Annotated in this window: 20 protein-coding genes; 5 read left to right on the top strand and 15 right to left on the bottom strand. The window is 63.7% G+C overall.

Annotated elements, in window-relative coordinates; translation table 11 throughout:
* Positions 1 to 141: 141 nt before the first annotated feature.
* The 6 genes from ACREB4_RS12375 to ACREB4_RS12350 form a co-directional block, all read right to left on the bottom strand.
* On the bottom strand, positions 142 to 543 hold the full coding sequence (locus tag ACREB4_RS12375) for a hypothetical protein (protein WP_431588527.1): 402 nt from the start codon (positions 541 to 543) through the stop codon (positions 142 to 144).
* A 12-nt stretch (positions 544 to 555) separates the two neighbouring features.
* Positions 556 to 1,737, bottom strand: a complete 1,182-nt coding sequence (locus ACREB4_RS12370; RefSeq protein WP_431588526.1) for a porin — start codon at positions 1,735 to 1,737, stop codon at positions 556 to 558.
* A 166-nt stretch (positions 1,738 to 1,903) separates the two neighbouring features.
* On the bottom strand, positions 1,904 to 3,451 hold the full coding sequence (locus ACREB4_RS12365; protein ID WP_431588525.1) for a SpoVR family protein: 1,548 nt from the start codon (positions 3,449 to 3,451) through the stop codon (positions 1,904 to 1,906).
* Complete coding sequence (locus ACREB4_RS12360; RefSeq protein WP_431588524.1) at positions 3,448 to 4,746, bottom strand: YeaH/YhbH family protein; 1,299 nt, start codon at positions 4,744 to 4,746, stop codon at positions 3,448 to 3,450. Before ACREB4_RS12360 ends, ACREB4_RS12365 begins: the two co-directional genes overlap by 4 nt.
* Before the next feature lie 18 nt (positions 4,747 to 4,764).
* Positions 4,765 to 6,687: a PrkA family serine protein kinase gene (locus ACREB4_RS12355; protein WP_431588523.1), complete on the bottom strand. Its 1,923-nt coding sequence runs from the start codon at positions 6,685 to 6,687 to the stop codon at positions 4,765 to 4,767.
* Between the two features lie 229 nt (positions 6,688 to 6,916).
* Entirely contained in the window at positions 6,917 to 9,490 is a 2,574-nt protein-coding gene (locus tag ACREB4_RS12350) for an ATPase, T2SS/T4P/T4SS family (RefSeq protein ID WP_431588522.1), read from the bottom strand.
* A 212-nt stretch (positions 9,491 to 9,702) separates the two neighbouring features.
* Here ACREB4_RS12350 and ACREB4_RS12345 point away from each other — a divergent pair, with 212 nt between their 5' ends.
* Genes ACREB4_RS12345 through ACREB4_RS12335 form a run of 3 tightly spaced genes read left to right on the top strand, consistent with a single transcriptional unit; the run spans position 9,703 to position 11,730 of the window.
* The gene (locus tag ACREB4_RS12345) at positions 9,703 to 10,002 is read left to right on the top strand and encodes a BufA1 family periplasmic bufferin-type metallophore (protein ID WP_431588521.1); all 300 of its coding nucleotides are present in this window, start codon (positions 9,703 to 9,705) and stop codon (positions 10,000 to 10,002) included.
* A gap of 4 nt (positions 10,003 to 10,006) precedes the next feature.
* Entirely contained in the window at positions 10,007 to 10,918 is a 912-nt protein-coding gene (locus ACREB4_RS12340; protein ID WP_431588520.1) for a DUF692 domain-containing protein, read from the top strand.
* Entirely contained in the window at positions 10,915 to 11,730 is an 816-nt protein-coding gene (locus ACREB4_RS12335) for an HvfC/BufC family peptide modification chaperone (RefSeq protein ID WP_431588519.1), read from the top strand. The genes ACREB4_RS12340 and ACREB4_RS12335 overlap by 4 nt, the downstream gene beginning before the upstream one ends.
* Here the strand turns inward: ACREB4_RS12335 and ACREB4_RS12330 are convergent.
* The 8 genes from ACREB4_RS12330 to ACREB4_RS12295 all read right to left on the bottom strand — a co-directional run bounded on the left by ACREB4_RS12330 (position 11,711) and on the right by ACREB4_RS12295 (position 20,419).
* Positions 11,711 to 12,565: an energy transducer TonB gene (locus ACREB4_RS12330; protein ID WP_431588518.1), complete on the bottom strand. Its 855-nt coding sequence runs from the start codon at positions 12,563 to 12,565 to the stop codon at positions 11,711 to 11,713. The genes ACREB4_RS12335 and ACREB4_RS12330 overlap by 20 nt on opposite strands.
* Before the next feature lie 5 nt (positions 12,566 to 12,570).
* The gene (locus tag ACREB4_RS12325) at positions 12,571 to 13,011 is read right to left on the bottom strand and encodes a biopolymer transporter ExbD (RefSeq protein WP_431588517.1); all 441 of its coding nucleotides are present in this window, start codon (positions 13,009 to 13,011) and stop codon (positions 12,571 to 12,573) included.
* Between the two features lie 10 nt (positions 13,012 to 13,021).
* Complete coding sequence (tolQ, locus tag ACREB4_RS12320) at positions 13,022 to 13,741, bottom strand: protein TolQ (protein WP_431588516.1); 720 nt, start codon at positions 13,739 to 13,741, stop codon at positions 13,022 to 13,024.
* The gene (ybgC, locus tag ACREB4_RS12315) at positions 13,738 to 14,232 is read right to left on the bottom strand and encodes a tol-pal system-associated acyl-CoA thioesterase (RefSeq protein ID WP_431588515.1); all 495 of its coding nucleotides are present in this window, start codon (positions 14,230 to 14,232) and stop codon (positions 13,738 to 13,740) included. The genes tolQ and ybgC overlap by 4 nt, the downstream gene beginning before the upstream one ends.
* Before the next feature lie 41 nt (positions 14,233 to 14,273).
* Positions 14,274 to 14,756, bottom strand: coding sequence for a SixA phosphatase family protein (locus tag ACREB4_RS12310; protein ID WP_431588514.1), 483 nt, complete (start codon positions 14,754 to 14,756; stop codon positions 14,274 to 14,276).
* A gap of 17 nt (positions 14,757 to 14,773) precedes the next feature.
* Positions 14,774 to 16,849, bottom strand: coding sequence for a polyphosphate kinase 1 (gene ppk1, locus ACREB4_RS12305; RefSeq protein ID WP_431588513.1), 2,076 nt, complete (start codon positions 16,847 to 16,849; stop codon positions 14,774 to 14,776).
* Positions 16,850 to 16,943: 94 nt separating this feature from the next.
* A complete protein-coding gene (polA, locus tag ACREB4_RS12300) occupies positions 16,944 to 19,766 on the bottom strand; it encodes a DNA polymerase I (RefSeq protein ID WP_431588512.1) in 2,823 nt (940 codons plus the stop codon).
* A gap of 47 nt (positions 19,767 to 19,813) precedes the next feature.
* Positions 19,814 to 20,419: an outer membrane beta-barrel protein gene (locus ACREB4_RS12295; protein ID WP_431588511.1), complete on the bottom strand. Its 606-nt coding sequence runs from the start codon at positions 20,417 to 20,419 to the stop codon at positions 19,814 to 19,816.
* Between the two features lie 206 nt (positions 20,420 to 20,625).
* Between ACREB4_RS12295 and ACREB4_RS12290 the strand changes: the two genes are divergently transcribed.
* Positions 20,626 to 21,612 (top strand): homoserine kinase, encoded by a 987-nt coding sequence (locus tag ACREB4_RS12290; RefSeq protein WP_431588510.1) that lies wholly within the window; start codon positions 20,626 to 20,628, stop codon positions 21,610 to 21,612.
* Positions 21,609 to 22,454 (top strand): BPSS1780 family membrane protein, encoded by an 846-nt coding sequence (locus ACREB4_RS12285; protein ID WP_431588509.1) that lies wholly within the window; start codon positions 21,609 to 21,611, stop codon positions 22,452 to 22,454. Before ACREB4_RS12290 ends, ACREB4_RS12285 begins: the two co-directional genes overlap by 4 nt.
* Here ACREB4_RS12285 and ACREB4_RS12280 read toward each other — a convergent pair.
* Entirely contained in the window at positions 22,412 to 23,335 is a 924-nt protein-coding gene (locus ACREB4_RS12280; RefSeq protein ID WP_431588508.1) for a LysR substrate-binding domain-containing protein, read from the bottom strand. The two genes, ACREB4_RS12285 and ACREB4_RS12280, sit on opposite strands and share 43 nt — an antisense overlap.
* Between the last annotated feature and the right edge of the window lie 9 nt (positions 23,336 to 23,344).

The following is a 23,344-nucleotide window of genomic DNA, read 5'->3' as shown; positions in this document are numbered from 1 at the left end:
TGTGGCTCCTAGCCCATAAAGCCCGAAGCCCTGAAAGAGACTTCAATCCGGCCTAACCCGTTGCCCTGTATAGCCTTCTGATGCGGCCTGCATTCATTAAAAACGCTTGACACAGGCCATTTTTTATGCCCGTGCCTGGAGTCAATCCAGCGACAGCACGACCTTGACCGAACTGTCCACCGAACCTTTGTCGATGTAGCCGATGGCTTTGGGGTCGGTGGCAACGGCCTTTTTCACCGACGTGGCATCCGGCAACATGAGGGGCGCCTGCCCCTTGCCAGTGAACACGATGCGCGACCAGACCGCCTTGATCTGCGACTGGTCACGTTCCGTGACCTTTTTGTAGAACTGCTCGCGAAGCGCCGCCCCTTCAGGCAAGTCGATCGGCTTGAGTTCGAAATTGCGGCCAAGGTAGACGTTGGCCACCTGCTCTTTGGTGAGCGCTGGCGCGTTGGGCCCCATGATGGCGACCTGCGACTGGGCCATGGCCGCCGCAAGCATCAAGACCGAAGCAATCGCCGAGCGTTGAAAATGTGAGTTCATGATGACCTCTGCTTAGAAAACAAAGTCAAGCGCAATGCTGACAACGTTGACCTTTTTGTCCCTGATGGCGGGCGTTGCCGCATCCGTGAAGATCAAGGTGCCGTTGGTGTCATAGCGGGCGAACTCCGCCTTCAGGTCCAGGTTCTTGGCAAAGTCATAACGAACACCCAAGGCCCTGCCCTTGCTGGGAGGGAGTGACAGCACAGGGTCCTTGGGCGTGTACCGGCTGAGCACAACGTAGGGCATGAACTCACCAAAGTGGTAGCCGGCCCCCGCGTACCAGGCGGCCGAATCAAAGAGAGACGGCGCGGTTTTGCGCTTCACGTACTCGGCGATCACGAGCGCCTTGCCGTTGTCATACTGGATGCCATAACCAGTGAAGGTGTCCTTGAAAGGCTGGAGCGCAATGCCCAAGACCGGCGGGATGCCGAGAATCGGTGGAGGCGCAGGCACGTTGAGGGTCATTTCCACATCGCTTTTCACCTGCCCGATCCGCGCGGTCCAGTCTCCCCACTCAAGCATCAAGTTAAGGCTGTTGACCTTTGGAGAATTGGTGTCGATGTGCGACTCGGCATAAAGGCCGGAACCGGAGTCGGGCGGAAACTCGCCCACCACGCCAAGCTTGGCCTTGCTCCGACCATGCGTGGCCTGAACCGAGGCAATCACGGGGCCGATGGCATGCCGGTAACCCGCCTGAACTCCGTCCAAGGTCGAGTAGGGCAGCAGAGAATAAACCAGGGGAGGCACACGCAGCCACGGCGTGGCGTAACCCACATACCGCGAATCCGACACGAGGAAGGCCGGCAAGGCCACACGTCCCGCTTTCAAATCCAAGCCGGGCACGCCGGTGTATTGGGCGTACAACCATTCCACATCGATGTCGAAATCATCGTCTTCCCGGCGGATGCCCAGCAATTGGGCGGTCAAGGCAAAGTCGGACTTGTAGATCACCGACCCTTGCAAGCCCAGGCGCGAATCCACCCCCAGGTCCACATCCCTGTCCGCCCCCGACCACTGGGTGAAACTGTTGCGATACTGGGTGCCATCCAGGTTGGTGCGCACGGCCCCCAATGTGCCGAACCCGCCGCCTTTGAGCTGGATGTCATCATTGGCCTGTGCCACTGACCCTGCCATCAGGGCCAGGGCGGTGCATGGCAAAGCCACCAGCGTGGTACGGCTCGGAAGTTTGGTCATTGTGTTCTCCAGTGGTTGTAGGAGTTTGGAAACAGCTTGCCGCTTGCGTCACCCAAGCACTTGGCTCATCGGGCAACACCAAACCAGCAAAGCGCGAAACTGCAAATACGGAAAAACACCTCGGCAGGGGTTCATCGCATTACAACCACTGGCCCCCTGAAAAACATCACTCCATGGACGCGGGAACCACCGTCCATTGCTGGCGAACCTCACCAGCGTTGTTGACGCTTTCCATGTGCACTGGAAAGCCCCACAAACGCGCCACGTGCTTGAGCACCTCGCGCGTGCCATCGGCCAGGGGCCGATTGGCCTGCTGGGTGTGGCGCAAAGTCAATGAACGGTCACCGCGCAGGTTCACGCTCCACACCTGGATATTGGGTTCGCGTGCGCTCAGGTCGTATTGGCGTGCCAGGCTTTCACGCAGCGCGCGGTAACCGGCGTCGTCGTGGATGGCCGAGACCTCGTACTCCGGCTCGTCCTCGTCGTCGCGGATGGCGAAGAGACGGAAATCACGCATCACCTTGGGCGACAGGAACTGGCCCACGAAGCTTTCGTCCTTGAAGTTGCGCATGGCGTAGTCCAGGGTCTTGAGCCAGGCGTGGTCGCCCTTAGCGGCGCCTTCGGCCGATCCAGCGAACTCGGGGAACCAGTGGCGGTCTTCCTCGGTCGGGTGTTCGCAGATGCGTTTCAGGTCGGTGTACATGGCGAACCCCAACGCGTAGGGATTGATGCCGCTGTAGGCCCGGTGCCCCACGGGTGGCTGATAGACCACGTTGGTGTGCGACTTGAGCCACTCCAGCATGATGCCGTCGGTCAGGTGGCCGTCTTCGTACATGGTGTTGAGCAAGGTGTAGTGCCAGAAGGTGGCCCAGCCTTCGTTCATCACTTGCGTCTGACGCTGCGGGTAGAAATACTGCGCCACCTTGCGCACAATGCGCACCACCTCGCGCTGCCAGGGCTCCAGCAAGGGCGCGTTCTTCTCGATGAAGTACAGGATGTTTTCCTGAGGCTCGGCGGGGAAGCGGCGGGCGCTTTCCTCGTCGCCGATCTTGTCGGCACGGCGCGGCAAGGTGCGCCACAGGTCGTTCACCTGTTGCTGCAGGTAGGACTCGCGCTCCTCGCGGCGGGCCAGTTCTTTTTCGAGCGACAGCTTGCTGGGCCGGCGGTAGCGGTCCACACCGTGGTTCATCAGCGCATGGCAGGAATCGAGGATTTCCTCGACCTCGTCCAGGCCGTGGCGTTCTTCGCAGGCCGCGATGTAGTTCTTGGCATAGACCAGGTAGTCGATGATGCTCGACGCGTCCGTCCACATGCGGAACAGGTAGTTGCCTTTGAAGAAACTGTTGTGGCCGTAGGCCGCGTGCGCGATCACCAGGGCCTGCATGGCCATGGTGTTTTCTTCCATCAGGTAGCTGATGCAGGGATTGGAGTTGATGACGATTTCATACGCCAGGCCCATGAAGCCACGGCGGTAGTTCTTCTCCGTCGCGATGAATTCCTTGCCGTAAGACCAGTGGCGGTAGTTCACCGGCATGCCCACGCTGGCGTAGGCGTCCATCATCTGCTCGGCCGTGATGATCTCGAGCTGGTTGGGATAGGTGTCGAGCTTGAAACGCTCGGCCGTGGCGCGGATCACGTCGTGGTACTGCTCGATCAATTCGAACGACCAGTCCGACGGCCCTGGCAAGGGATCGGGTCTGAGAATGGCGTTCATGCGTCCACCCCTTCCTTCTTGAACAGTTCACGGAACACCGGGTAGATCTGCGAAGCGTCCAGCACCTTGCGCATCGCAAACTGCTTGTGCGATTCGCTCAGGCCCATGTACTCGTCCCACAGGTTCTGCTCGGTCTGCGCCACCTGCACATAGGCGAAGTAACGCACCAGGGGCAGGATCTTGTCTTCCAGGATCTCGCGGCAACGGGCCGAATCGTGGTGCCAATTGTCGCCATCGCTGGCCTGCGCCACGTAAAGGTTCCACTCGTTGGTCGGGTAGCGCGCGGTGATGATTTCATCGAGCAACACCAGGGCGCTGGAGACCACCGTGCCACCGGTCTCGGTGGCGTGGAAAAACTCGTCTTCGGTCACCTCTTGTGCCTGCGTGTGGTGGCGGATGAAGACCAGCTCGATCTTGTCGTAGTGCCGGGTCAGGAACAGGTACAGCAGGATGAAGAAGCGCTTGGACAGCTCTTTGCGCTGCTCGTCCATCGAGCCCGAGATGTCCATCACGCAGAACATGACGGCCTTGGTCGTGGGCACCGGCACCTTGATGCGGCTGCGATAGCGCAGGTCGATGGGGTCCAGGAAGGGGATGCCACGAGCACGGGCCTTCAGGTGCTCGATGCGCGCCTCAAGCTCCTCGATCTCCAAGGCATGTTCGTGCACCAGGGCATCGTCGCCAGCTTCATCCTCGGCACGCAGGGCGGCCAAGCGTTCTTCCAGCTCTTTCAACTCGCGGCGCACGCCGGCACCCAGGGCGATGCGGCGCCCCAGCGCACCGCGCATGGATCGGACCACGTGCAGGTTGCTGGCCGTGCCGTCGCTGGAATAACCCGCCCGCTGGCTTTTCCACTCGGGGATCTCGGCCAAGGCGGTCTTGACCATGTTCGGCAAGGCCAGGTCTTCGAAGAAGACCTGCATGAACTCTTCCTTGCTGAGCGAAAAGACGAAATCGTCTTCGCCTTCGCCGGAATCGCTGGCCTCGCCAGAGCCACTGCCCTGTCCGCCACCGCCGGGTGGCCGCTCGATGCGGTCACCCTGCACGTACTCGCGGTTGCCCGGGTGCACCACGTCGCGGGTGCCGCCCTGGCCGTGGCTGAACACTGGCTCCGACAGGTCCCGCTTGGGGATGGCGATGTCCTCGCCCTTTTCGATGTCCCGGATGCTGCGTCCATTGATGGCCCGCTGCACCGCATCGCGAACCTTGTCGCGGTAACGCCTTAGAAAGCGTTCGCGGTTGCCGATCGACTTGTTCTTGCCAGCCAGCCGTCGATCAATGATGTGTTGCCGCATCGGGACTCCATGTCGTGTTTACGACGACTTTCGAACGCGTAAGTACCATTCGCACAGCAGGCGGACCTGTTTGGCGGTGTAACCCTTTTCAACCATGCGGTTGACGAAGTCCTCGTGCTTCTTGACCTCGTCGGCACTGGCCTTGGCATTGAAGCTAATGACCGGCAACAACTCCTCGGTGTTGCTGAACATCTTCTTCTCGATCACCGTGCGCAGCTTCTCATAGCTGGTCCACAGCGGGTTCTTGCCGCCATTGTTGGCCCGTGCGCGCAGCACGAAGTTGACGATTTCGTTGCGGAAATCCTTGGGGTTGGAAATGCCCGCAGGCTTTTCGATCTTTTCCAGTTCGCCGTTCAGCGAGCCGCGGTCGAAGATTTCGCCGGTGTCGGTGTCGCGGTATTCCTGGTCCTGGATCCAGTAGTCGGCGTAGGTCACGTAGCGGTCGAAAATGTTCTGACCGTACTCGCTGTAGCTTTCCAGGTAGGCGGTCTGGATCTCCTTGCCGATGAACTCGGCATAGCGAGGCGCCAGCGATTCCTTGATGTAGGCGATGTACTTGGCTTCGAGTTCGGCCGGGAACTGCTCGCGCTCGATCTGCTGCTCCAGCACGTACATCAGGTGCACCGGATTGGCGGCCACTTCGGCGCTGTCGAAGTTGAACACCTTGGACAGGATCTTGAACGCAAAGCGGGTCGAGACGCCGCTCATGCCTTCGTCGACGCCGGCGTAGTCACGGTATTCCTGAAGTGACTTGGCCTTGGGATCCGTGTCCTTCAGGTTCTCGCCGTCGTAAACCTGCATCTTGCTGTAGGTGCTTGAATTCTCGGGCTCCTTCAGGCGGGTCAGGATGGCGAATTGCGACATCATCTTGAACGTGCCCGGGGCGCAAGGTGCCTGCGCCAGCGACGAAGTGCGCACCAGCTTTTCGTAGATCTTGATTTCCTCGGACACGCGCAGGCAGTACGGCACCTTCACGATGTAGATCCGGTCCAGGAAGGCTTCGTTGTTCTTGTTGTTGCGGAAGGCCTTCCATTCGCTTTCATTGCTGTGGGCCAGCACGACGCCGTCGAAGGGGATGGCGCCGAAACCTTCCGTGCCCTTGAAGTTGCCTTCTTGCGTGGCGGTCAACAGGGGGTGCAGCACCTTGATCGGCGCCTTGAACATTTCGACGAATTCAAGCAGGCCCTGGTTGGCCAGGCACAGGCCGCCGGAGTAGCTGTACGCATCGGGATCATCCTGGGCGTAGGTCTCGAGCTTGCGGATGTCGACCTTGCCGACCAGGGAGCTGATGTCCTGGTTGTTTTCATCGCCCGGCTCGGTCTTGGCGATGCCGACCTGCTTGAGCACGCTGGGGTAGCGCTTGACGACGCGGAACTTGCGGATGTCGCCGCCAAACTCGTCCAGGCGCTTCACGGCCCAAGGGCTGAGGATGCGTTGCAGGTAGCGGCGGGGAATGCCGTATTCGGCTTCCAGGATGGGGCCGTCTTCCGTGGGCTCGAACAGCCCCAGCGGCGATTCGTTGACCGGCGAACCCTTGATCGAATAGAAGGGCACGCGCTCGGCCAACTGCTTTAGGCGCTCGGCGATGGACGACTTGCCGCCACCCACAGGGCCCAGCAAATACAGGATCTGCTTCTTTTCTTCCAGGCCTTGGGCTGCGTGGCGGAAATAGCTCACCACCTGTTCGATGGCGTCTTCCATGCCATAGAACTCCTGGAACGCCGGGTAGATCTTGATGACCTTGTTGGCGAAGATGCGCGACAGCCGCGTGTCGTTGCGGGTATCGATCGTCTGCGGCTCGCCGATGGCTTGCAGCATGCGTTCGGCCGCGGTGGCGTACGCGGTCTTGTCGCGCTTGCAGATGTCGAGGTATTCCTCCAGGGAATACTCTTCTTCACGGGTGCGCTCATAGCGAGCGGCGAAGTTACTGATCACGTCCATGCAGACCTCCGAACCATCGACACAAGCCATCGATGCTGGGGTGAACTGCCGGATATCCGTCTGGTGGCCCGGCGCGAGCACACTAGCATCGCCATAACACCAAAGATCGCTGAAATCACGCCTTGTTCAAACCCCGAGAAACCAGGAGAAGACCAGGCTCATCTGTGACTTCATTGGTGCTTATCTTGCACCTTTTTCAGGGTCAGCGTGCGGCATGGGCACAACAACATCACGCGTTGCTGGTGGCGCGCACTTCTTCCATGCTCGTGATGCCCATCAAAACCTTCTCGATGCCATCCTGCCTCAGGGTGCGCATGCCCTCGACCATGGCCAGCTGCTGGATCTGTTCGGCACGGCCACCGGTCTGGATCATGTGGCGCAATTCGCGGCTCATGGCCATGAGTTCGTGCAGGCCCGCACGGCCCTTGTAACCGGTGTTGTTGCACTTGGGGCAGCCAGGGTTGTGGTACTTCACCAGCTGCCCATCGCGCCCAAAACGCGTGAGCCAATCGGATCGCACCACTTCGGGACTGAATTCAGGCACATCCTTGGGCGCAATTTGCAGGAAATCCCGCAGTAACAATTCGATTTCTTCCTCGCTCATGACTTCGGTGACGCGGCAATTCGCGCACAGGCGGCGCACCAGGCGCTGGGCCAGCACCACGAGCAGCGAGTCGGCAAAATTGAACGGGTCCAGCCCCATGTCGATCATGCGGGTGACCGTCTCGGGCGCACTGTTCGTGTGCAGGGTCGAGAGCACCAAGTGCCCCGTCAGCGAGGCTTCGACGCCCATGCCGGCCGTTTCCTTGTCGCGCATTTCGCCGACCATGATGACGTCGGGGTCGGCCCGCAGGAAGGCGCGCAGGGCTTTGGCGAAAGTCCAATCGATCTTGGGATTCACCTGCACCTGGCGCAGGCCGGGCTGGGTGATTTCGACGGGATCTTCGGCCGTCCAGATCTTGCGCTCGGGCACGTTGATGAAGCTCAGCGCCGAATGCAGCGTGGTGGTCTTGCCGGAACCCGTGGGGCCCACGCACAGCACCAGGCCATAGGGGCGCTCCATGGCCTCCTTCAGGCGAGAAAGGTTCGTGGGGCTCAGGCCGATCTTGTCGAGCGGCAGGGGCTTGGCCGAGGCCAGGATCCGCATGACGATGTCCTCCATCCCGTTGTTGGTGGGGATGGCGGCCACGCGCAGCTCGATCTTGTGCTGCGGCACGAACTTGGCGAAGTTGATCTTGCCGTCCTGCGGCTTGCGGCGCTCGGAGATGTCCAGGTCGCACATGATCTTGATGCGGGCGATCATGGCGCTGCGGTAGTTGGGCGGCAGCTCCAGGTAGGGCATGAGCACGCCGTCCTTGCGGAAGCGGATCTTGATCTTTTCCTTGCCGGGGTAGCTTTCGACGTGGATGTCGGAGACGCCCTGTGAGTGCGCCTCGATGATCATGGTGTTGATCAAGCGCACCAGCGAATTGTCGCTCTGCTCGATGGGTGCCTCGTCTTCGCCCTGGGATTCCTGGTTCTGCTTTTCCAGGTCCTCCATCAGCGAGCCGGAGCTTTGCGGCTCCATGTCGAAGTCGCTGTTCTGGTTCAGCGAAGAAGCGCGGCCATAGGCATCGGCGCTGACGTCCGCACCGATCTTGCTGTACGCGTCCTTGATGGCGAATTCGAGTTGCGTGTGCTGGGCCAGCACTGGGACGATCTTGCACTGGGTGATGAACTCCAGCTCTGAGAGCGTCAGACGCTTGCTAGGATCTTCGACCGCGATGATCAGGCTGCCATCGCGCAGCAACAAGGGCACCGTCATGAGGCGGTGTGCGACGGCGAAAGGCACCTTGCGCAGGGCCTCGGCCTCGATCGGGAACTTGTCCAGGTCGACCAGCGGGTAGCCCATCTTGCGGGCCAGGGCGGTTTGCAGGTCGTGCCGGGACACCAGGCCCTGCGTGACCAGCAATTCGCCCAGTGGCACGCTGCGGTCGCGTTTCTGCTGTTCCAGGGCTTCTTCCAGTTGGCCCTGGTTGATCATGCCCAGCGCCATCAAGGCTTCGCCGATGCGCACCATGGGCATCTTGCCCTGCTGCTCGATGGCGGCCAACAGTTGCTCGGCGGTGACCACCTGCTGTGTCAACAAGATGTCGCCCAGCTTCTGGTTGCGCATCTGGCTCTGGGTTTCAACGGCCTGTTCGACCTGCTCCTGGGTGACGGCATTGCTGCCTACCAGGATCTCGCCGATCTTGCCGCCGACCTCGAAATTCTCCAGCACCTCGCGGCCCACGAACAGGCGCTGGACACTGCCGTCGTCGCCCAAGGGCGGGAACAAGAAGATGCCGAACTCGGTCTCCCGGTGGCCCATGGTCCGGCCTTCAATCTGGCCGCCGGCCTTGAACTTCACGCGAAAATCAACGCTGGCGCGGTGCCCCAGCATCGAGGCGTGTGGATCCTGCCCATCCACGCCCTTCCTCGGCTTGATGGGACTGGTGAGCAGCAAGGTGCGGAACTGCCCGAAACGCAGCGCCATGGTGGTGCGCGAGGGCGGCACCTGGATGTGGGCCACCTCTTCGTCGGGCACGAAGAAGCTCAGGCGCCCCTTCATGATGCGGCCGTTGAGGCCCTCGATCTCGCAGGTCTCATGCTCGGTTTGCTGACGCGCGGGCGGGTAGGTCGCGAAGGGAGGGGTTGGCCAGAGGAACACACCACTTTCGTTGTCGACCAGGGACTGGTCCTGGTCCGCCTGACTGGACGCGCCCGAGTCGAGCTGGCTCAAGGCACCCTCCCAGTTCAGCGGCGGCAATGGTGAATCGGTCATGACACTCCTAACGGTTCCACGTCCCGACGATGGTCGTGAATGGTTGCCATGCTATGAAATAGCCTAGGATCGTGAAGCGGCCATTTGAGGCAGTTTTTCACGGCAAATGGAAAATCGGTGCCGACGTGTCAGATTTCGAGACCTCGGGCGACCAAGAAATCAGCGGCGATGGAAGCCGCCCACTGTCAACCACTTCCTCTGGAGTCTACAAAATGAACCAACGTCACCTGCTGTCGTCTGCCCTCGCCTCCGTCATGGCTTTGGGCCTGGTGTCCCAGGCCTCGGCCGAGATGGGCGCCGAGAAAGGCAAGGAAAAATGCTTTGGCGTGGCCAAGGCCGGCGAAAACAGCTGCGCCAACCTGTCAGGCAGCCACTCTTGCGCCGGCCAGTCCACCAAGGACAAGTCGGCCGAGGAATGGAAGCTGGTGGCCAAGGGCACCTGCGCCAAGCTGGGCGGCCTGTCGGCCGAAGAGGCCAAGGTGGCCCTGGCCAAGTCAACCGACAAGAAGTAAGCCGATGGCGGTTTTTTCCGCCGCCAGCCAAGCCGGCATCGGGCTTCGCCAGCCCCACTACCAGGCGTTGATGGCGGACTTGCCCCCTTTGGGGTTCGTCGAAGTCCATTCCGAGAACTTTTTCGGCGACGGCGGCGCGGCCTTGGCCGTGCTGCAAGCCGCGCGCGCGCATTACCCGGTGAGCCTGCATGGCGTGGGGTTGTCGCTGGGATCGGCCAGTGGCCTGGACCCGGTCCACCTGGACAAGCTGGCGCGCTTGGTGGAACGCATCGACCCGGTGCGGGTGTCCGACCACGCCTGCTTTGCCCGAGGCGCCTGGCCCGGGGGCGACACGGTGCATGCAAGCGACCTGCTTCCCGTGGCCTTCACCCCGGCCTCGCTGGACATCCTGGTCCGCCACGTGGACGAGGTGCAATCGCGTCTGCGCCGGCCCATCCTGATCGAGAACCTGTCCGCTTACCTCAGTTACCAGGATGACCGCCTGGCCGAACCCGACTTCCTGGTCGAACTGTGCCGGCGCAGTGGCTGCCAGTTGCTGCTCGACCTCAACAACCTGGTGGTCAATGGTTTGAACGCCGCCCGCCGAGCCCAGCCGGATTCGGTGGACATGGCCGCGGCAAAAGCGCATGCCTTGACTTTCGTGCACGCCTTGCCGGCCGGGATGGTAGGCGAGGTGCACCTGGCGGGATTCCGCTGGCCTTTGCAGCCCGGACAGGTCGTGGTGGACGATCACAGCACGGCCGTGCACGCCGTGGTGTGGGAACTCTATGCGGAAGCCATTCGCCACCTGGGGCCGGCGCCCACCTTGATTGAATGGGACACGGACCTGCCCGGACTGGACGTGCTGCGGGACCAGGCCCGCCAGGCAGACGAGGTGTCCGCCAGCGTGTTGGCGCCAGCGGGGGCCTCGGCATGAGCATGGACGAAGCCCAACGCCAGGCCGCCGTCTTGCAGGCGATCTGGGAAGGCCCAAACGGCGCCGGACCGCAGAACACCGAAGCGGGCTGGCATGAGCATGGCGACGCCCTGGTCAAGGGCTTGGCCGCCTACCAGGGCAATGCCACCGCGACCGCCGAACGCGCCTTGGCCGCTGCTTATCCCACCGTGCAGGCCCTGCTGGGCGAAGAAGCACTGGCCGGTTTGGCCCGGCTGCTTTGGCGCCAGCATCCCCCCCGGCATGGTGACCTGACGGCGTGGGGCGACGCCTTGCCCGACTGCTTGGCTCGACTGCCCGAGGTCCAGGATTGGCCCTACCTGCCCGACTGCGCCCGGCTGGACTGGGCACGGCACACCGCCGAACACGCCGCCGACGCCTTGTTCGATCCCGAGTCACTCTCCCTCCTGGGCACGCACGATCCCAATGAGTTGGCGATTGAATTGCGGCCAAGCTTGAGCGTGCTCCGATCAGACTGGCCCCTGGTCACGCTTTGGGAAGCCCACCAGCCGGCCACCAACCCCACCTCGCTGGCTGCCTTGCGCGAGGCCGTGGCCGCCCAACGGGCTGAGACGGCCGTGGTGTGGCGCCGCCACTGGCGCGCCGAGGTCGTCGCCCTGCCTCAAGCCAGCATGGCGTCCTGGATGATCAGCCTGGCAAGCGGGCCGTCACGCCCGTTGTCCAGTTTGCTGGACCAGGCCTTGACCGATTTTGACTTGGGCGCATGGCTGGAACTGGCCTTGCGCCAGGGCTGGATCTGGCGGGTGACGCAGATCAGCGGTCGCGCGGACTGATGCCGATCTGGAAGACCGTGTCCGGCAGGCGACCTTTTTCGTCGAAAGGCAGCGAGCGCGTCTTGTCGATGCCGTCAAGGACCGCCTTGTCCCAAGCTGGCGAACCACTGGGATCCAACAGGCGTCGCGACAGGATGGTGCCATCAGGCGCGCAGCGGATCTCGACGAAGGCCGTGGGATTGCCGTTGCCCTCGTCCATCAGGAAAGTGATGTTGGGGATGATGCGCGCGCGAAGCTTGCCCACGTAACTGGCCGAAGGCCCGGCGGAGTGCTCGGACGTGCCGAGCGAGCCCAGGTCCTTCATCATCCGCTGCATCGCGGCCTTGCGCTGGGCTTCGCGCTCCGCGGTCGACACGGTGGGCGTCGGAGGCGTGCTGGGTGCCGGCTTCTTGGCGGCCACGGGCTTCTCGGTGATGAAGGTTTCCTTCGGTGGTTTTTCCTTCTTGGGCTTTTCTTTCTTGGGCTCGACCTTGGCCACCGGCGGCAGCGGCTTTTCCTTCTTCGGCTTGGCCTTGGGCTCGGGTTTTTTCTGGATCTCGGCCACGGGCTCTGGTTCAGGTTCAGGTTCAGGCTCGACCTGCGGGACCGGGGGCGGTGGCGGGGTTTCCTCGACCGGCGTGGGCGGCGGTGGCGGCGGCTCGGCCGCTGGCGCGGCGGCCGTGGGCACTTCGGACCACACCTCGGCCTCGGCCACCTCGGGGGTGTGCGTGCGCCAACTCACCCCGAAGGCCAGGGCCAGCACGAGCAAGAGGTGCGCGGCCAGGGCCAGGATCGCGCCCAGGCCCAGGGTGTCTTCGGCCTTGGGCCGGAACACTTCCGCGCGCACAGCCGCCATGCCGCTCATCCCCCCGTGGCGTGAACCGTCAACCCGACTCGGGCCACGCCGGCACGCTGCAGTTTGTCCATGATCTGGACCACGGCGTCATACCGGACGTCCTTGCGGGCGCTGATGATGACGGGTGCCGCTTCGGGGCCACCCACCGTGTTCGCCTGGGCTTCCTTCACGCGCGAGGCCAGGTCTGCGACCTTCACGCTGCCGCGGTCCTGCTGGTCGACGCGCAGGGTGACCTGGTCGCCCTCGCCCACCACCACCTCGATGACCTTGGCCGGCGCCTGCTTGGCCTTGCCCACGCTGGGCAGGTCGACCACGCCGGTTGGCATCAAGGGTGCGCTGACCATGAAGATGATGAGCAGGACCAGCATGACGTCGATGAACGGCACCATGTTGATCTCGTTCTTGGTGCGGCGGCCACGCCCGCCTCGCCAGTTGCTTTGCGCCATGGCTTGGGCCTCAGCGAACGGTGCTGGCCGGACGAACCGCTCCGGCGGCACCCGCCGCGGGTTGCGTGTTGCGCGCCAGGATGTTGGAGAACTCCTCGATGAAGGACTCCAGGTGGATGGCGATGCGGTCGATGTCGCGCGAAAAGTTGTTGTAGGCCAGCACGGCCGGGATGGCCGCGAACAGGCCGATGGCCGTGGCCACCAGGGCTTCGGCGATGCCGGGCGCCACGGTGGCCAACGTCACCTGCTGCATGTTCGACAGGCCGGTGAAGGCATGCATGATCCCCCACACGGTGCCGAACAGGCCGATGTAAGGCGAGACCGAGCCCACCGAACCCAGGAAATCAAGGCGCGATTCGATCACGTCCATCTCGCGCTGGTAGCTGGCGCGCATGGCGCGGCGCGAACCTTCTAGCAAGGTGCCCACCTCGGTGACATGGCGCTCGCGCAGTTTGAGGAACTCGCGCATGCCGGCCGCGAAGATGCGTTCTTGTGGCGAGGGCGGCCCGCTGGCCCGGGAGGCGTCTTGGTAAAGTTCTTGTAAAGTGCGGCCGGCCCAGAATTCGCGGTCGAACTCTTCGTTGTCGCCCTTGACGCGCTTCAGGCCGATGGCCTTGCCAAAGATGATGCTCCAACTGGCCAGCGACACGGCCAGCAGCAGCACCAGCACGATCTGCACCACCACGCTGGCATGCTTCACCAATTCAATGATGGACAAGTCTTGATTCATGGACGGTCAACCTCCGGAGTCTGAATGGGTGTCGGCAACAGGGCCAGGATCTGGGCGGGAATGCGGCCAGGCTTGAAGTGGTCCTCGAAAGGCTCGACCCAGCCGATGCGCACGCGCCCTTGGGTCAGCACGGTATCACCCCGCCACACCTCTTGCTGGAAGGCGATGGTCGCACGGCCGAGTTCCACCAGCCGAACGGTGACGGTGAGCAGGTCGTCCAGGCGGGCAGGCTTGAGGTAGCGCAACTGGGTTTCACCGACCACGAACATGCCCTGCCCGGCGCTGCGCAGGTGTTCCTGGCTCAGGCCCAGGGCGCTCAGCCATTCGCTGCGGGCGCGCTCCATGAACTTGAGGTAGTTGCCGTAGAACACGATGCCGCCCGCGTCGGTGTCTTCCCAATAGATGCGGACCGGGTGCCTGAAATGCCAGCGGTCTGGTTCAGGCGCTGCCGCGATGGCGGCGGTGGTGGGCAAGGCGGATGGTGGGCTCATGGAGCCCTGATTATCCCGGGAATCGGCTTGCCCCTGCCGGATCACAGGAAGTCGGGGGACTGCACCGCGTGCAAGGTCACTTCCAGCAACCCTTCCCGCTCGCGGCCGCGGAACCACCAGACCCCGCCCTTGCGGATGGCCCAGGGCAGGTCCTGGCCCGTCAACAGGCGGGCGGCCAGCAAGCCCAGCGTGGGCTGGTGGCCTACCAGCAGCACCGGGTCCTTGGCGTTGGGCCAGCGGGCGGCCAGCAGCAGGTCCTCGACCGAGGCGTCTGGCGCGATGGTGCCCACGGTCTTGAAGGAGCGGCCCAGGGCCTGGGCCGTTTGCTGCGTACGACGGGCGGGGCTGACCAGGATGCGCGTGGTGTCGGTCAGGCGCTGGTTCAGCCAGGCGGCCATGCGTTCGGCCTGTCGGTCGCCTTTGGGTGTGAGGGTCCGGGCCAGGTCGGCCTCGAACGAGGCGGGCGAACCGTCCTCGGGCACGTGGGCCTGGGCTTGCGCGTGTCGCCAGAGGATGAGGTCCATGGTGCTTGCCCTTCGTGTCAATCCACCGCTCGGTGCAGTTCCATCAGCGCGCGCTGGGCACTGGGGCCGTCCACGCCCACGCGTTCGTAGCGGCCGTCGCTCAATTGCTGCCAGGCATCGCAACTGTCCATGAGGTAAGGCACCAGGCATTCGTCGATCACGCGCTGGCGCAGGGCCAGGTCGCGCACTGGCCAGGCCACCTCGATGCGGCGCGTCATGTTGCGGTTCATCCAGTCGGCGCTGGAAAGGTACAAGGCCTCTTCGTGCTCGGTTTCGCCCCAGCGGAAATAGAGGATGCGGGTGTGCTCCAGCATGCGGCCCACCACCGAGCGAACGCGGATGTTGTCGGTGAACCCTTGCACACCAGGGGGCAGCACGCAGGCGCCGCGCACGACCAGGTCGATCTTCGCGCCGGCCTGACCGGCCTCGATCAGGGCCATGATCAAGGGTTCGTCGGTCAGGGAGTTGAGCTTGAGCACGATGCGCGCGGGGTGCCCGGCTTGCGCCGCTTCACCCACCCGCGCCATCACGCGGATCAGCTGCTTCTGCAGGCCGAAAGGCGCCAGCATCAGCTGCTTGGGCGAGCGCAATTGCGTCAGGCTGGACAGCTGCTGGAACACCATGTCGACGTCGGCCGTGATTTCCTGGCTGGTGGTCAGGTAGCCCACGTCGGTGTAGACGCCGGCCGTGCGTGGGTTGTAGTTGCCGGTGGACAAGTGCGCATAGCGGCGCAGGCGCGTGCCTTCCCGGCGCGTGACCAGCATCATCTTGGCGTGGGTTTTCAAACCCACGATGCCGTAGACCACCTGGGCGCCCAGGGCCTCAAGGCGCTCGGCCCAGTTGATGTTGGCCTCTTCGTCGAAGCGGGCCTTCAGCTCCACCACGGCCAGCACTTCCTTGCCACGGCGCACGGCCTCGAGCAGCAGTTCCATCAGCACGGACTCGCTGCCCGTGCGGTAGATGGTCTGCTTGATGGCGAGCACATCGGGGTCGTGGACGGCTTCGCGCAGGAATTCAACCACCGTGTCGAAGGACTCGAAGGGGTGGTGCAGCAGGATGTCGCCCTTGCGCAGGTGCTCCAGCATGCCGCCCTGTTGGGGCAGGCCTTCGGGCCAGCCTGGCAGGTAAGCCGGGAAGCGCAGCTTCTTGCCCTGCACCTGGTCGATCAACTGCGTCAGGCGCACCAAATTAACGGGGCCATTGACCTTGTACAAGGCCTGCTCGGTCAGGCCAAACTGCTCCAGCAAGAAGTCCGACAGCTCGGCCGGACAACTGCTGACCACTTCCAGCCGGATGGTCTGGCCGAACTGGCGCGTGCTCATCTTGGTGCGCAAGGCCTGGCGCAGGTCGGTCACGTCGTCTTCATCGACGTCGATGTCGGAATCGCGCGTGACGCGGAACTGCGAGAAGGACAGGATCTCGCGCCCTGGGAACAACTCGTGCAGGTGCGCGCGGATCACGCTGGACAGCAGCACGAAGGACTGGCGTCCATGGCTGATGTCTTCCGGCAGGCGGATCACGCGGGGCAGGACGCGCGGGATGCGCACGATCGCGATGGAATTGTCACGCCCGAAGGCATCGCGCCCGCCCAGCTTGACGATGAAGTTCAGCGTCTTGTTGGCGACTTGCGGGAAGGGGTGGGAAGGGTCCAGCCCGATCGGAACCAACAGCGGCCGCACCTGCTTGTGGAAGAAGCCAGACACCCATTCGCGCTGCATCAGGTCGCGGTCGGCGTGGTTGAGGATGTCGATGCCCTCGGCCTTCAGCGCCGGACCGACCACCTCGTTGAAGATCTGGTATTGCTCTTGCACCAGGCGGTGCGCCTCGTCAGAGACATCCGACAAATACTGCGGGCCAATGCCCGTGCCCTGCATGCGCGAGGCCTCGAGCACGTCGGCGTAGCGCACCTCGAAAAACTCGTCGAAGTTCGACGAGACGATGCAGATGTAGCGCAAGCGCTCAAGCAGGGGCACGTCGTCGCGTTGGGCCTGGGCCAGCACACGGCGGTTGAACTCCAGGATGGCCTGTTCTCGGCTGAGCAGTTTCAAGCGCGAAGCTCCCGATGCCGATGGCACCTCGTCTGACGGATTCATGTTTGTTCTGATCGACTGGCCCCAGTCAACAACACGGAATGGGGCGAATCAGTGTACGCAATGATTGTGACAAACGTTTGACATCCTGCCTGGGTCAATGGGCGGATTCCCAATTGGGCCCGGACCCCACCTCGGCCAGCAAAGGCACGCGCAGTTGCGCGACCGAGGCCATCAGGGCGGGCACCTGGGTGCGCACCCACTCCAGCTCGGCCTCGGGCACCTGCAACACCAGTTCGTCGTGCACCTGCATGATGATCAGGCTGGACTTGCCCTCGGCGTCCAGCGCCTTCTGCACGTCGATCATGGCCAGTTTGATCAGGTCGGCGGCGGTGCCCTGCATGGGCGCGTTGATGGCGGCCCGCTCGGCACCGGCGCGGCTGGGGCCGTTGGGGCTGTTGATCTCGGGCAGCCAAAGGCGGCGGCCGAACACGGTTTCGACATAGCCCTGCGCCTTGGCCTCGGCGCGGGTCTCGTCCATGTAGCGCTTGACCCCCGCGAAGCGCTGGAAGTAGCGCTCGATGTAGTTGGCCGCCGCGGAACGCTCGATGCCCAGGTTCTTGGCCAGGCCGTGGGCGCTCATGCCGTAGATCAAGCCGAAATTGATGACCTTGGCATAGCGGCGGTGCTCGTTGGACACCTCGTCCACCGCCACGCCGAAGACCTCGCTGGCGGTGGCGCGGTGCACGTCCAGGCCGTCGGAGAAGGCGCGCAGCAGGCTCTCGTCCTGCGAGATGTGAGCCATGATGCGCAGCTCGATCTGAGAGTAGTCGGCCGAGACGATGACGTGGCCCGGCGGTGCGATGAAGGCCTCGCGGATGCGGCGGCCTTCCACCGTGCGCACGGGGATGTTCTGCAGATTGGGGTCGTTGCTGGACAGGCGCCCGGTCACGGCCACGGCCTGTGCGTAGTTGGTGTGCACGCGGCCGGTCTCGGCATTGATCATCAAGGGCAGCTTGTCCGTGTAAGTGGACTTGAGCTTGGCCATGCCGCGGTATTCGAGGATGCGGGCGGGCAGCGGGTAGTCCTCGGCCAGTTTTTCCAGCACCTCTTCGTTGGTCGATGGCGCGCCGGTGGCGGTTTTCTTGACCACGGGCAGGCCTTGCTTGACGAAGAGGATCTCGCCCAACTGCTTGGGCGAGCCCAGGTTGAAGGGCTGGCCGGCGAGGTCGTAGGCTTCCTGTTCAAGCGTGACGATGCGCTGCGCCAGCTCATGGCTTTGCTGCTGCAACTTGTCGCGGTCGATCAGCACGCCGTTGCGCTCGATGCGCTGCAGCAGTTGCGAGACGGGCATCTCCAGGCGCTGGTACACATCGAGCAGTTGCGGCTCGGCCTGCAGTTGCGGCCACAAGACTTGGTGCAGGTGCAGGGTCAGGTCGCTGTCTTCGCACGAGTATTGCGAGGCACGCTCCACGGCCACCTGCGCGAATGGAATCTGCTGCGCGCCCTTGCCGGTCACGTCTTCGTAGCTCAGGCCTTTGCGGCCCAGGAAGCGCAGCGACAAGCTCTCCAGGCCATGCGGCTTGTGGGCTTCGAGCACATAGCTTTGCAGCATGGTGTCGTGCGCATAGCCTTGGACTTGGATGCCGTGGTTGGCCAGCACATGGGTGTCGTACTTGATGTTCTGGCCGACCTTGAGGTGGGTGGCGCCTTCCAGCCAGGGCGTCAGCCGAGCCAGCACCTCGTCCATCGGCAGTTGCTCGGTCACGTCGGGGCCCTGGTGGGCCAGCGGGATGTAGGCCGCCTCGCCCACCTTCACAGAAAACGACAGGCCGACGATGCGCGCCTTCATCGGGTCGAGCGAATCGGTCTCCGTGTCGAAGGCTGTGAGATCGGCCGATTCGATCTTGGCCAGCCAACGGTCGAAGGTGGGCCAGTCGGTGACGGTGTCGTACTGGGTTTCAAGCGCGGATTCAACGACCTCTTCGATGGCATCGACCACCGCCTCGGCGCTGAACAGGTCGTCCGTGCCGCTCGCTTTGGCGGCCACCGCCTTCTTGGCGGCGGCAGCGGGCGGTGTGCCCAGGGCCTGTTCCAACTCGCGCAACCACGTTTTGAAACCATGCGTGGCCGCGAAATCCTTCAAGGCCAGCTGGTCGGGCTCGCGCAAGGCCAGGGCGTCCAGCAAGGGCCATTGGGGCACGTGCTCGCACAGGTCGCAGTCGGTGCGCACGGTGATGAGCTTGCGGCCCATGGGCAACCAATCGAGGGCCTTGCGCAGGTTCTCGCCCGCCACGCCTTTGATGGTGTCGGCCACGGCCACGAGCTGGTCGAGCGAGCCGTGCTCGGCGATCCATTTGGCCGCGGTCTTCGGGCCGACTTTCTCGACACCCGGGATGTTGTCGACCGCGTCGCCCACCAGGGTCAGGTAATCGACGATGCGATTCGGCGCCACGCCGAACTTGGCCAGCACGCCGGCCTCGTCCAGCGTTTCGTTGCTCATGGTGTTGACCAGCGTGACGCGCTCGTTCACCAGCTGGGCGAGGTCCTTGTCGCCTGTGGAGACGATGACCTTGTAGCCCGCCGCCGCACCAACCACGCACAGCGTGCCGATGGCGTCGTCGGCCTCGATGCCGGGCACTTCCAGCACGGGCCAGCCCAGCAGCTTGACGACTTCATGGATGGGCGCCACCTGGGCCGCCAGGTCCTCCGGCATGGAGGGGCGGTGCGCCTTGTAGTCGGCGTACCACTCGTCACGGAAGGTCGGGCCCTTGGCGTCGAACACGCAGACCGCGTGGCTGGAGGCCACCTGTTTTCGCAAAAGGCGCAGCATGTTGACCATGCCGTGCAGGGCGCCCGTGGGCTCGCCTTGCGGACCACGGAGGTCAGGCATGGCGTGGAAGGCGCGGTACAGGTAGCTGGAGCCGTCCACCAACAACAGGGTCGGGGCGGCATCAGAAGAAAAGGCCAGATCACTCATGGCCAGCATTGTGAGGCCTGCGTGGCGCAGGCCTCAAGCCAGGTCGATCAGAACTCGCCCTGGAATCCGCCCGACAACATGTGGAGGTTGCGGTTCTGACCACCAGGAACCTGGATGAAGTCGTAGCCCATGACCATGCGCAGGTTGCGGTTGAAGGGGAAGGACATGCCCAGGCCCAGGTAAGGCGAGGTGGTCTGGTCGGTCTGGTGGCTGAGTGCACCGGCGGCATTGGTGATGTCGGCCGTGTTCTTCACGCGCGCCACGCCCAGGCGGACATTGCTGGTGGCCACTTCGAACAGTTCGATGGTCCAGTTCATGCCCAAGGAGACCGCCTTGGCGCTCACGGCACGGCTGGCCTTGTTGGCCAGGTTGGCACCGCTGTCGGTCTTGCCGAAATAGAAGTAGTTCACCTCTGCGGCGACATTGGGGGTGACGTTCCAACCACCGAACAACTTGGCGCCAGCCGCCACGCGATCACAGTCGGCGTAGCCATCGCAGCTCTGTGCGCTGGGCGCCAGGCCAGCCGTCGCGCCAATGTAAGCACTGAAGGGTCCAGCGTGAGCCACCGAACTCGCCAGCACGCCTGAAACGACGGCCGCGGCCAGGGACAGTCGCTTGAACGACAATGATGTGCACAGTGCTTGGGTACGCATGATGATCAACCGGCTCCTCTTGGGGAAATTTGCGTGCCCCGCCAACCTTGGGGGGCTTGATTTCAGAACTATGCGCAGTCTGCCACAGCGACTCCTACAATCACAGGCTCCGCGCTCCCCGAACGTTGAGGGTTTTCGCCTACGTTCGAGGGCTTTCCCCGAGCCAGTGCCATGCACCTGGCCGCCTTTGCTGTCCGACCTGTCTCATGGCCGTTTTCACTGAAGTGTCCCCGCTGGAAGCCTCGGGCCTGTTCTCAAGCCTGGGGCTCGGTGCCCTGCAATCGCTGCAAGGTGCGACCTCGGGCATCGAGAACACCAACTACTTCGCCAGCACCGACCGGGGCGACTACGTGCTGACCTTGTTCGAACGCCTGAGCTTCGAACAACTGCCCTTCTACCTCGAACTGATGCGCCACCTGGCCGAGCACGGCATCCCCGTGCCTGCGCCCCAGGCCGATGCGCAAGGCACGATCCTTCACACGCTCAAGGGCAAGCCCGCGGCCGTGGTCACCAAGCTCAAGGGCCGCAACCAGCTGGCACCGCAAGCGGCCGACTGTGCCCAGGTGGGCGCCATGTTGGCGCGCATGCACCTGGCCGGCCAGGACTACCCCGCGCACCAGCCCAATCTGCGCGGCCTGGCCTGGTGGAACGAAACGGTCCCCGTGGTCGTGCCCTTCATGGACGAAGCCCAGCGCGAACTGATCGAATCGGAGCTGGCTTTCCAGCAATCCCTGGCGGGTTCCCAGGCCTACCTGGGCTTGCCCCAAGGCCCCATCCACGCCGACCTATTCCGCGACAACGTCATGTTCGACGGCCCCACGCTGTCGGGCTTTTTCGATTTCTACTTCGCGGGTTGCGACACCTTCGCCTTCGACATCGCCGTGTGCCTGAACGATTGGTGCATCGACCTGTCCACGGGCGAACTGGACACGGCCCGCGCGCAGGCCTTCGTGGCCGCCTATGACCAGCAGCGTCGCTTGAGCGACGACGAACTGGCGCTGTTGCCCGCCTTGCTGCGCTCGGCGGCCCTGCGTTTCTGGACCTCGCGGCTGTGGGACTTCCACCTGCCCCGGGACGCCGCCATGCTTCAAGCGCACGACCCCACCCATTTCGAGCGGGTGCTGCGGCAAAGGCGCCAGACGCCCTGGCACTACCAGCGCCCCACGTCGATCAGCGGGGCCACGCCCGCATGAAGCTTCGCATCATGCCGGCCCGCATGGGCCTGACCTGGATGGGCCATGGCCTGCGGGCCTGCATCCGCCAACCCATGGGCTTTGTGGGCCTGTGGGGGCTGATCGTGTGCGCGGCCATCATCACCTGCGAGATCCTCGCGCAGATCGGTGTGCCCGCGCTGGGTCCGCTGCTCGTCGTGTCGCTGATGCCCCTGGTGTGGATGGGCTTCATGCTGGCCAGCCGGCGGGTGCTGATGACGCAGCGCGTCACGCCCGGTGTGTTCCTCGAACCCTTGCGCGGCCAGCCGTCGAGCATGAAGTGGATGTGGGCCAAGCTCGGTGGTGCCTACCTGCTGGCCACTTTGCTCGTCATGGTTCTGGCGGATGCCTTCGGCCCGGGCTCGGACACGCTGGCCACCGCCATGAAAAACGCCAAGGAAACCTCCGACCTGGTGACCGATCCCAATGTGCAATCGGCCATGCTTTGGCAGTTCATGCTGACCATCCCCGTGTCGCTGGTCTTCTGGCACACCCCGGCGCTGACCTATTGGGCCAAGCTGCCTTTGGGCAAGGCCTTGTTCTTCAGCACCATCGCGTCATGGCGCAACCTCGGGGCGTTCATCTTGTTCGGCGCGGGCTGGCTAGGCGTGGCCGTGGTCCTGATCCTCGTCAACAGCTTGCTGGCGGCGGTGCTGGGCTCGCCCATGTTGGTGAACGTGCTGGTCACCGTGGGCGCCATGTGGATGGCCTCGGCGTTCTATGCCTCGCTGTATTTCTCGGTGGTGGATTGTTTCGAGCCCGATGACACCTCGGGCATCCATCAGCCCGTCAGCCGCTCCACGCCCTCCAGCGGGCAGGCATAGACCGCGTTGCGCAAGGCCGCGATGGCTTCGTAGCGCGTGAAGCTCCGGCGCCAGACCAGCACCACGCGGCGTGTGGGAACCGGTGCATCGAAGGGGATGAAGGCCAAGTGCGGATGCGGCTCGGCGGGCACCGACAGGCGGGGCACCACGGTCACCCCCATGCCCGCGGCCACCATGTGCTTGATGGTTTCCAGCGAGGAGCCTTCAAAGCTCTTGCGGATGCCTTCGGCATCGCTTGAAAAGCGCGCGAACTCGGGGCAGACGTCGAGCACGTGATCGCGGAAGCAATGGCCCGTGCCCAGCAGCAGCATGGTCTCGCGCTTGAGCTCTTCGGCGCCGATGTGCTCACGTTGCGCCAGCGCATGGGTCTTGGGCACGGCCACCATGAAGGGCTCGTCGTACAAGGGCGCCACCGCCAGGCCGGCATCGGGAAAGGGCTCGGCCAGGATGGCGCAATCGAGTTCGCCGGCGCGCAGCATTTCCAGCAGCTTGACGGTGAAGTTCTCTTGCAGCATCAAGGGCATCTGCGGCACACGGGTGATGGTGTTGCGCACCAGGTCGGGCAGCAGGTAGGGGCCGATGGTGTAGATGACGCCCAGGCGCAAGGGGCCGCCCAGGGGGTCCTTGCCGCGCTTGGCGATTTCCTTGATGGACTGGGCCTGCTCCAGCACGGCCTGGGCCTGGCGAACGATTTCTTCGCCCAAGGCGGTGACGCTGATCTCGGCGCTGCCGCGTTCGAACAGCTTCACGTCCAGTTCGTCTTCCAGCTTCTTGACGGCCACCGACAAGGTGGGCTGCGACACGAAGCAGGCCTCGGCGGCGCGGCCAAAGTGGCGCTCGCGGGCGACGGCGACGATGTAACGTAATTCGGTCAGGGTCATGGCAGGATG

This window comes from Aquabacterium sp. (assembly GCF_050725395.1).
In the GTDB taxonomy this organism is placed as follows: Bacteria; Pseudomonadota; Gammaproteobacteria; order Burkholderiales; family Burkholderiaceae_C; genus Aquabacterium.
The sequence above is the reverse complement of the archived record's forward strand: the minus strand, read 5'-3'. Positions and strand labels throughout refer to the sequence as shown.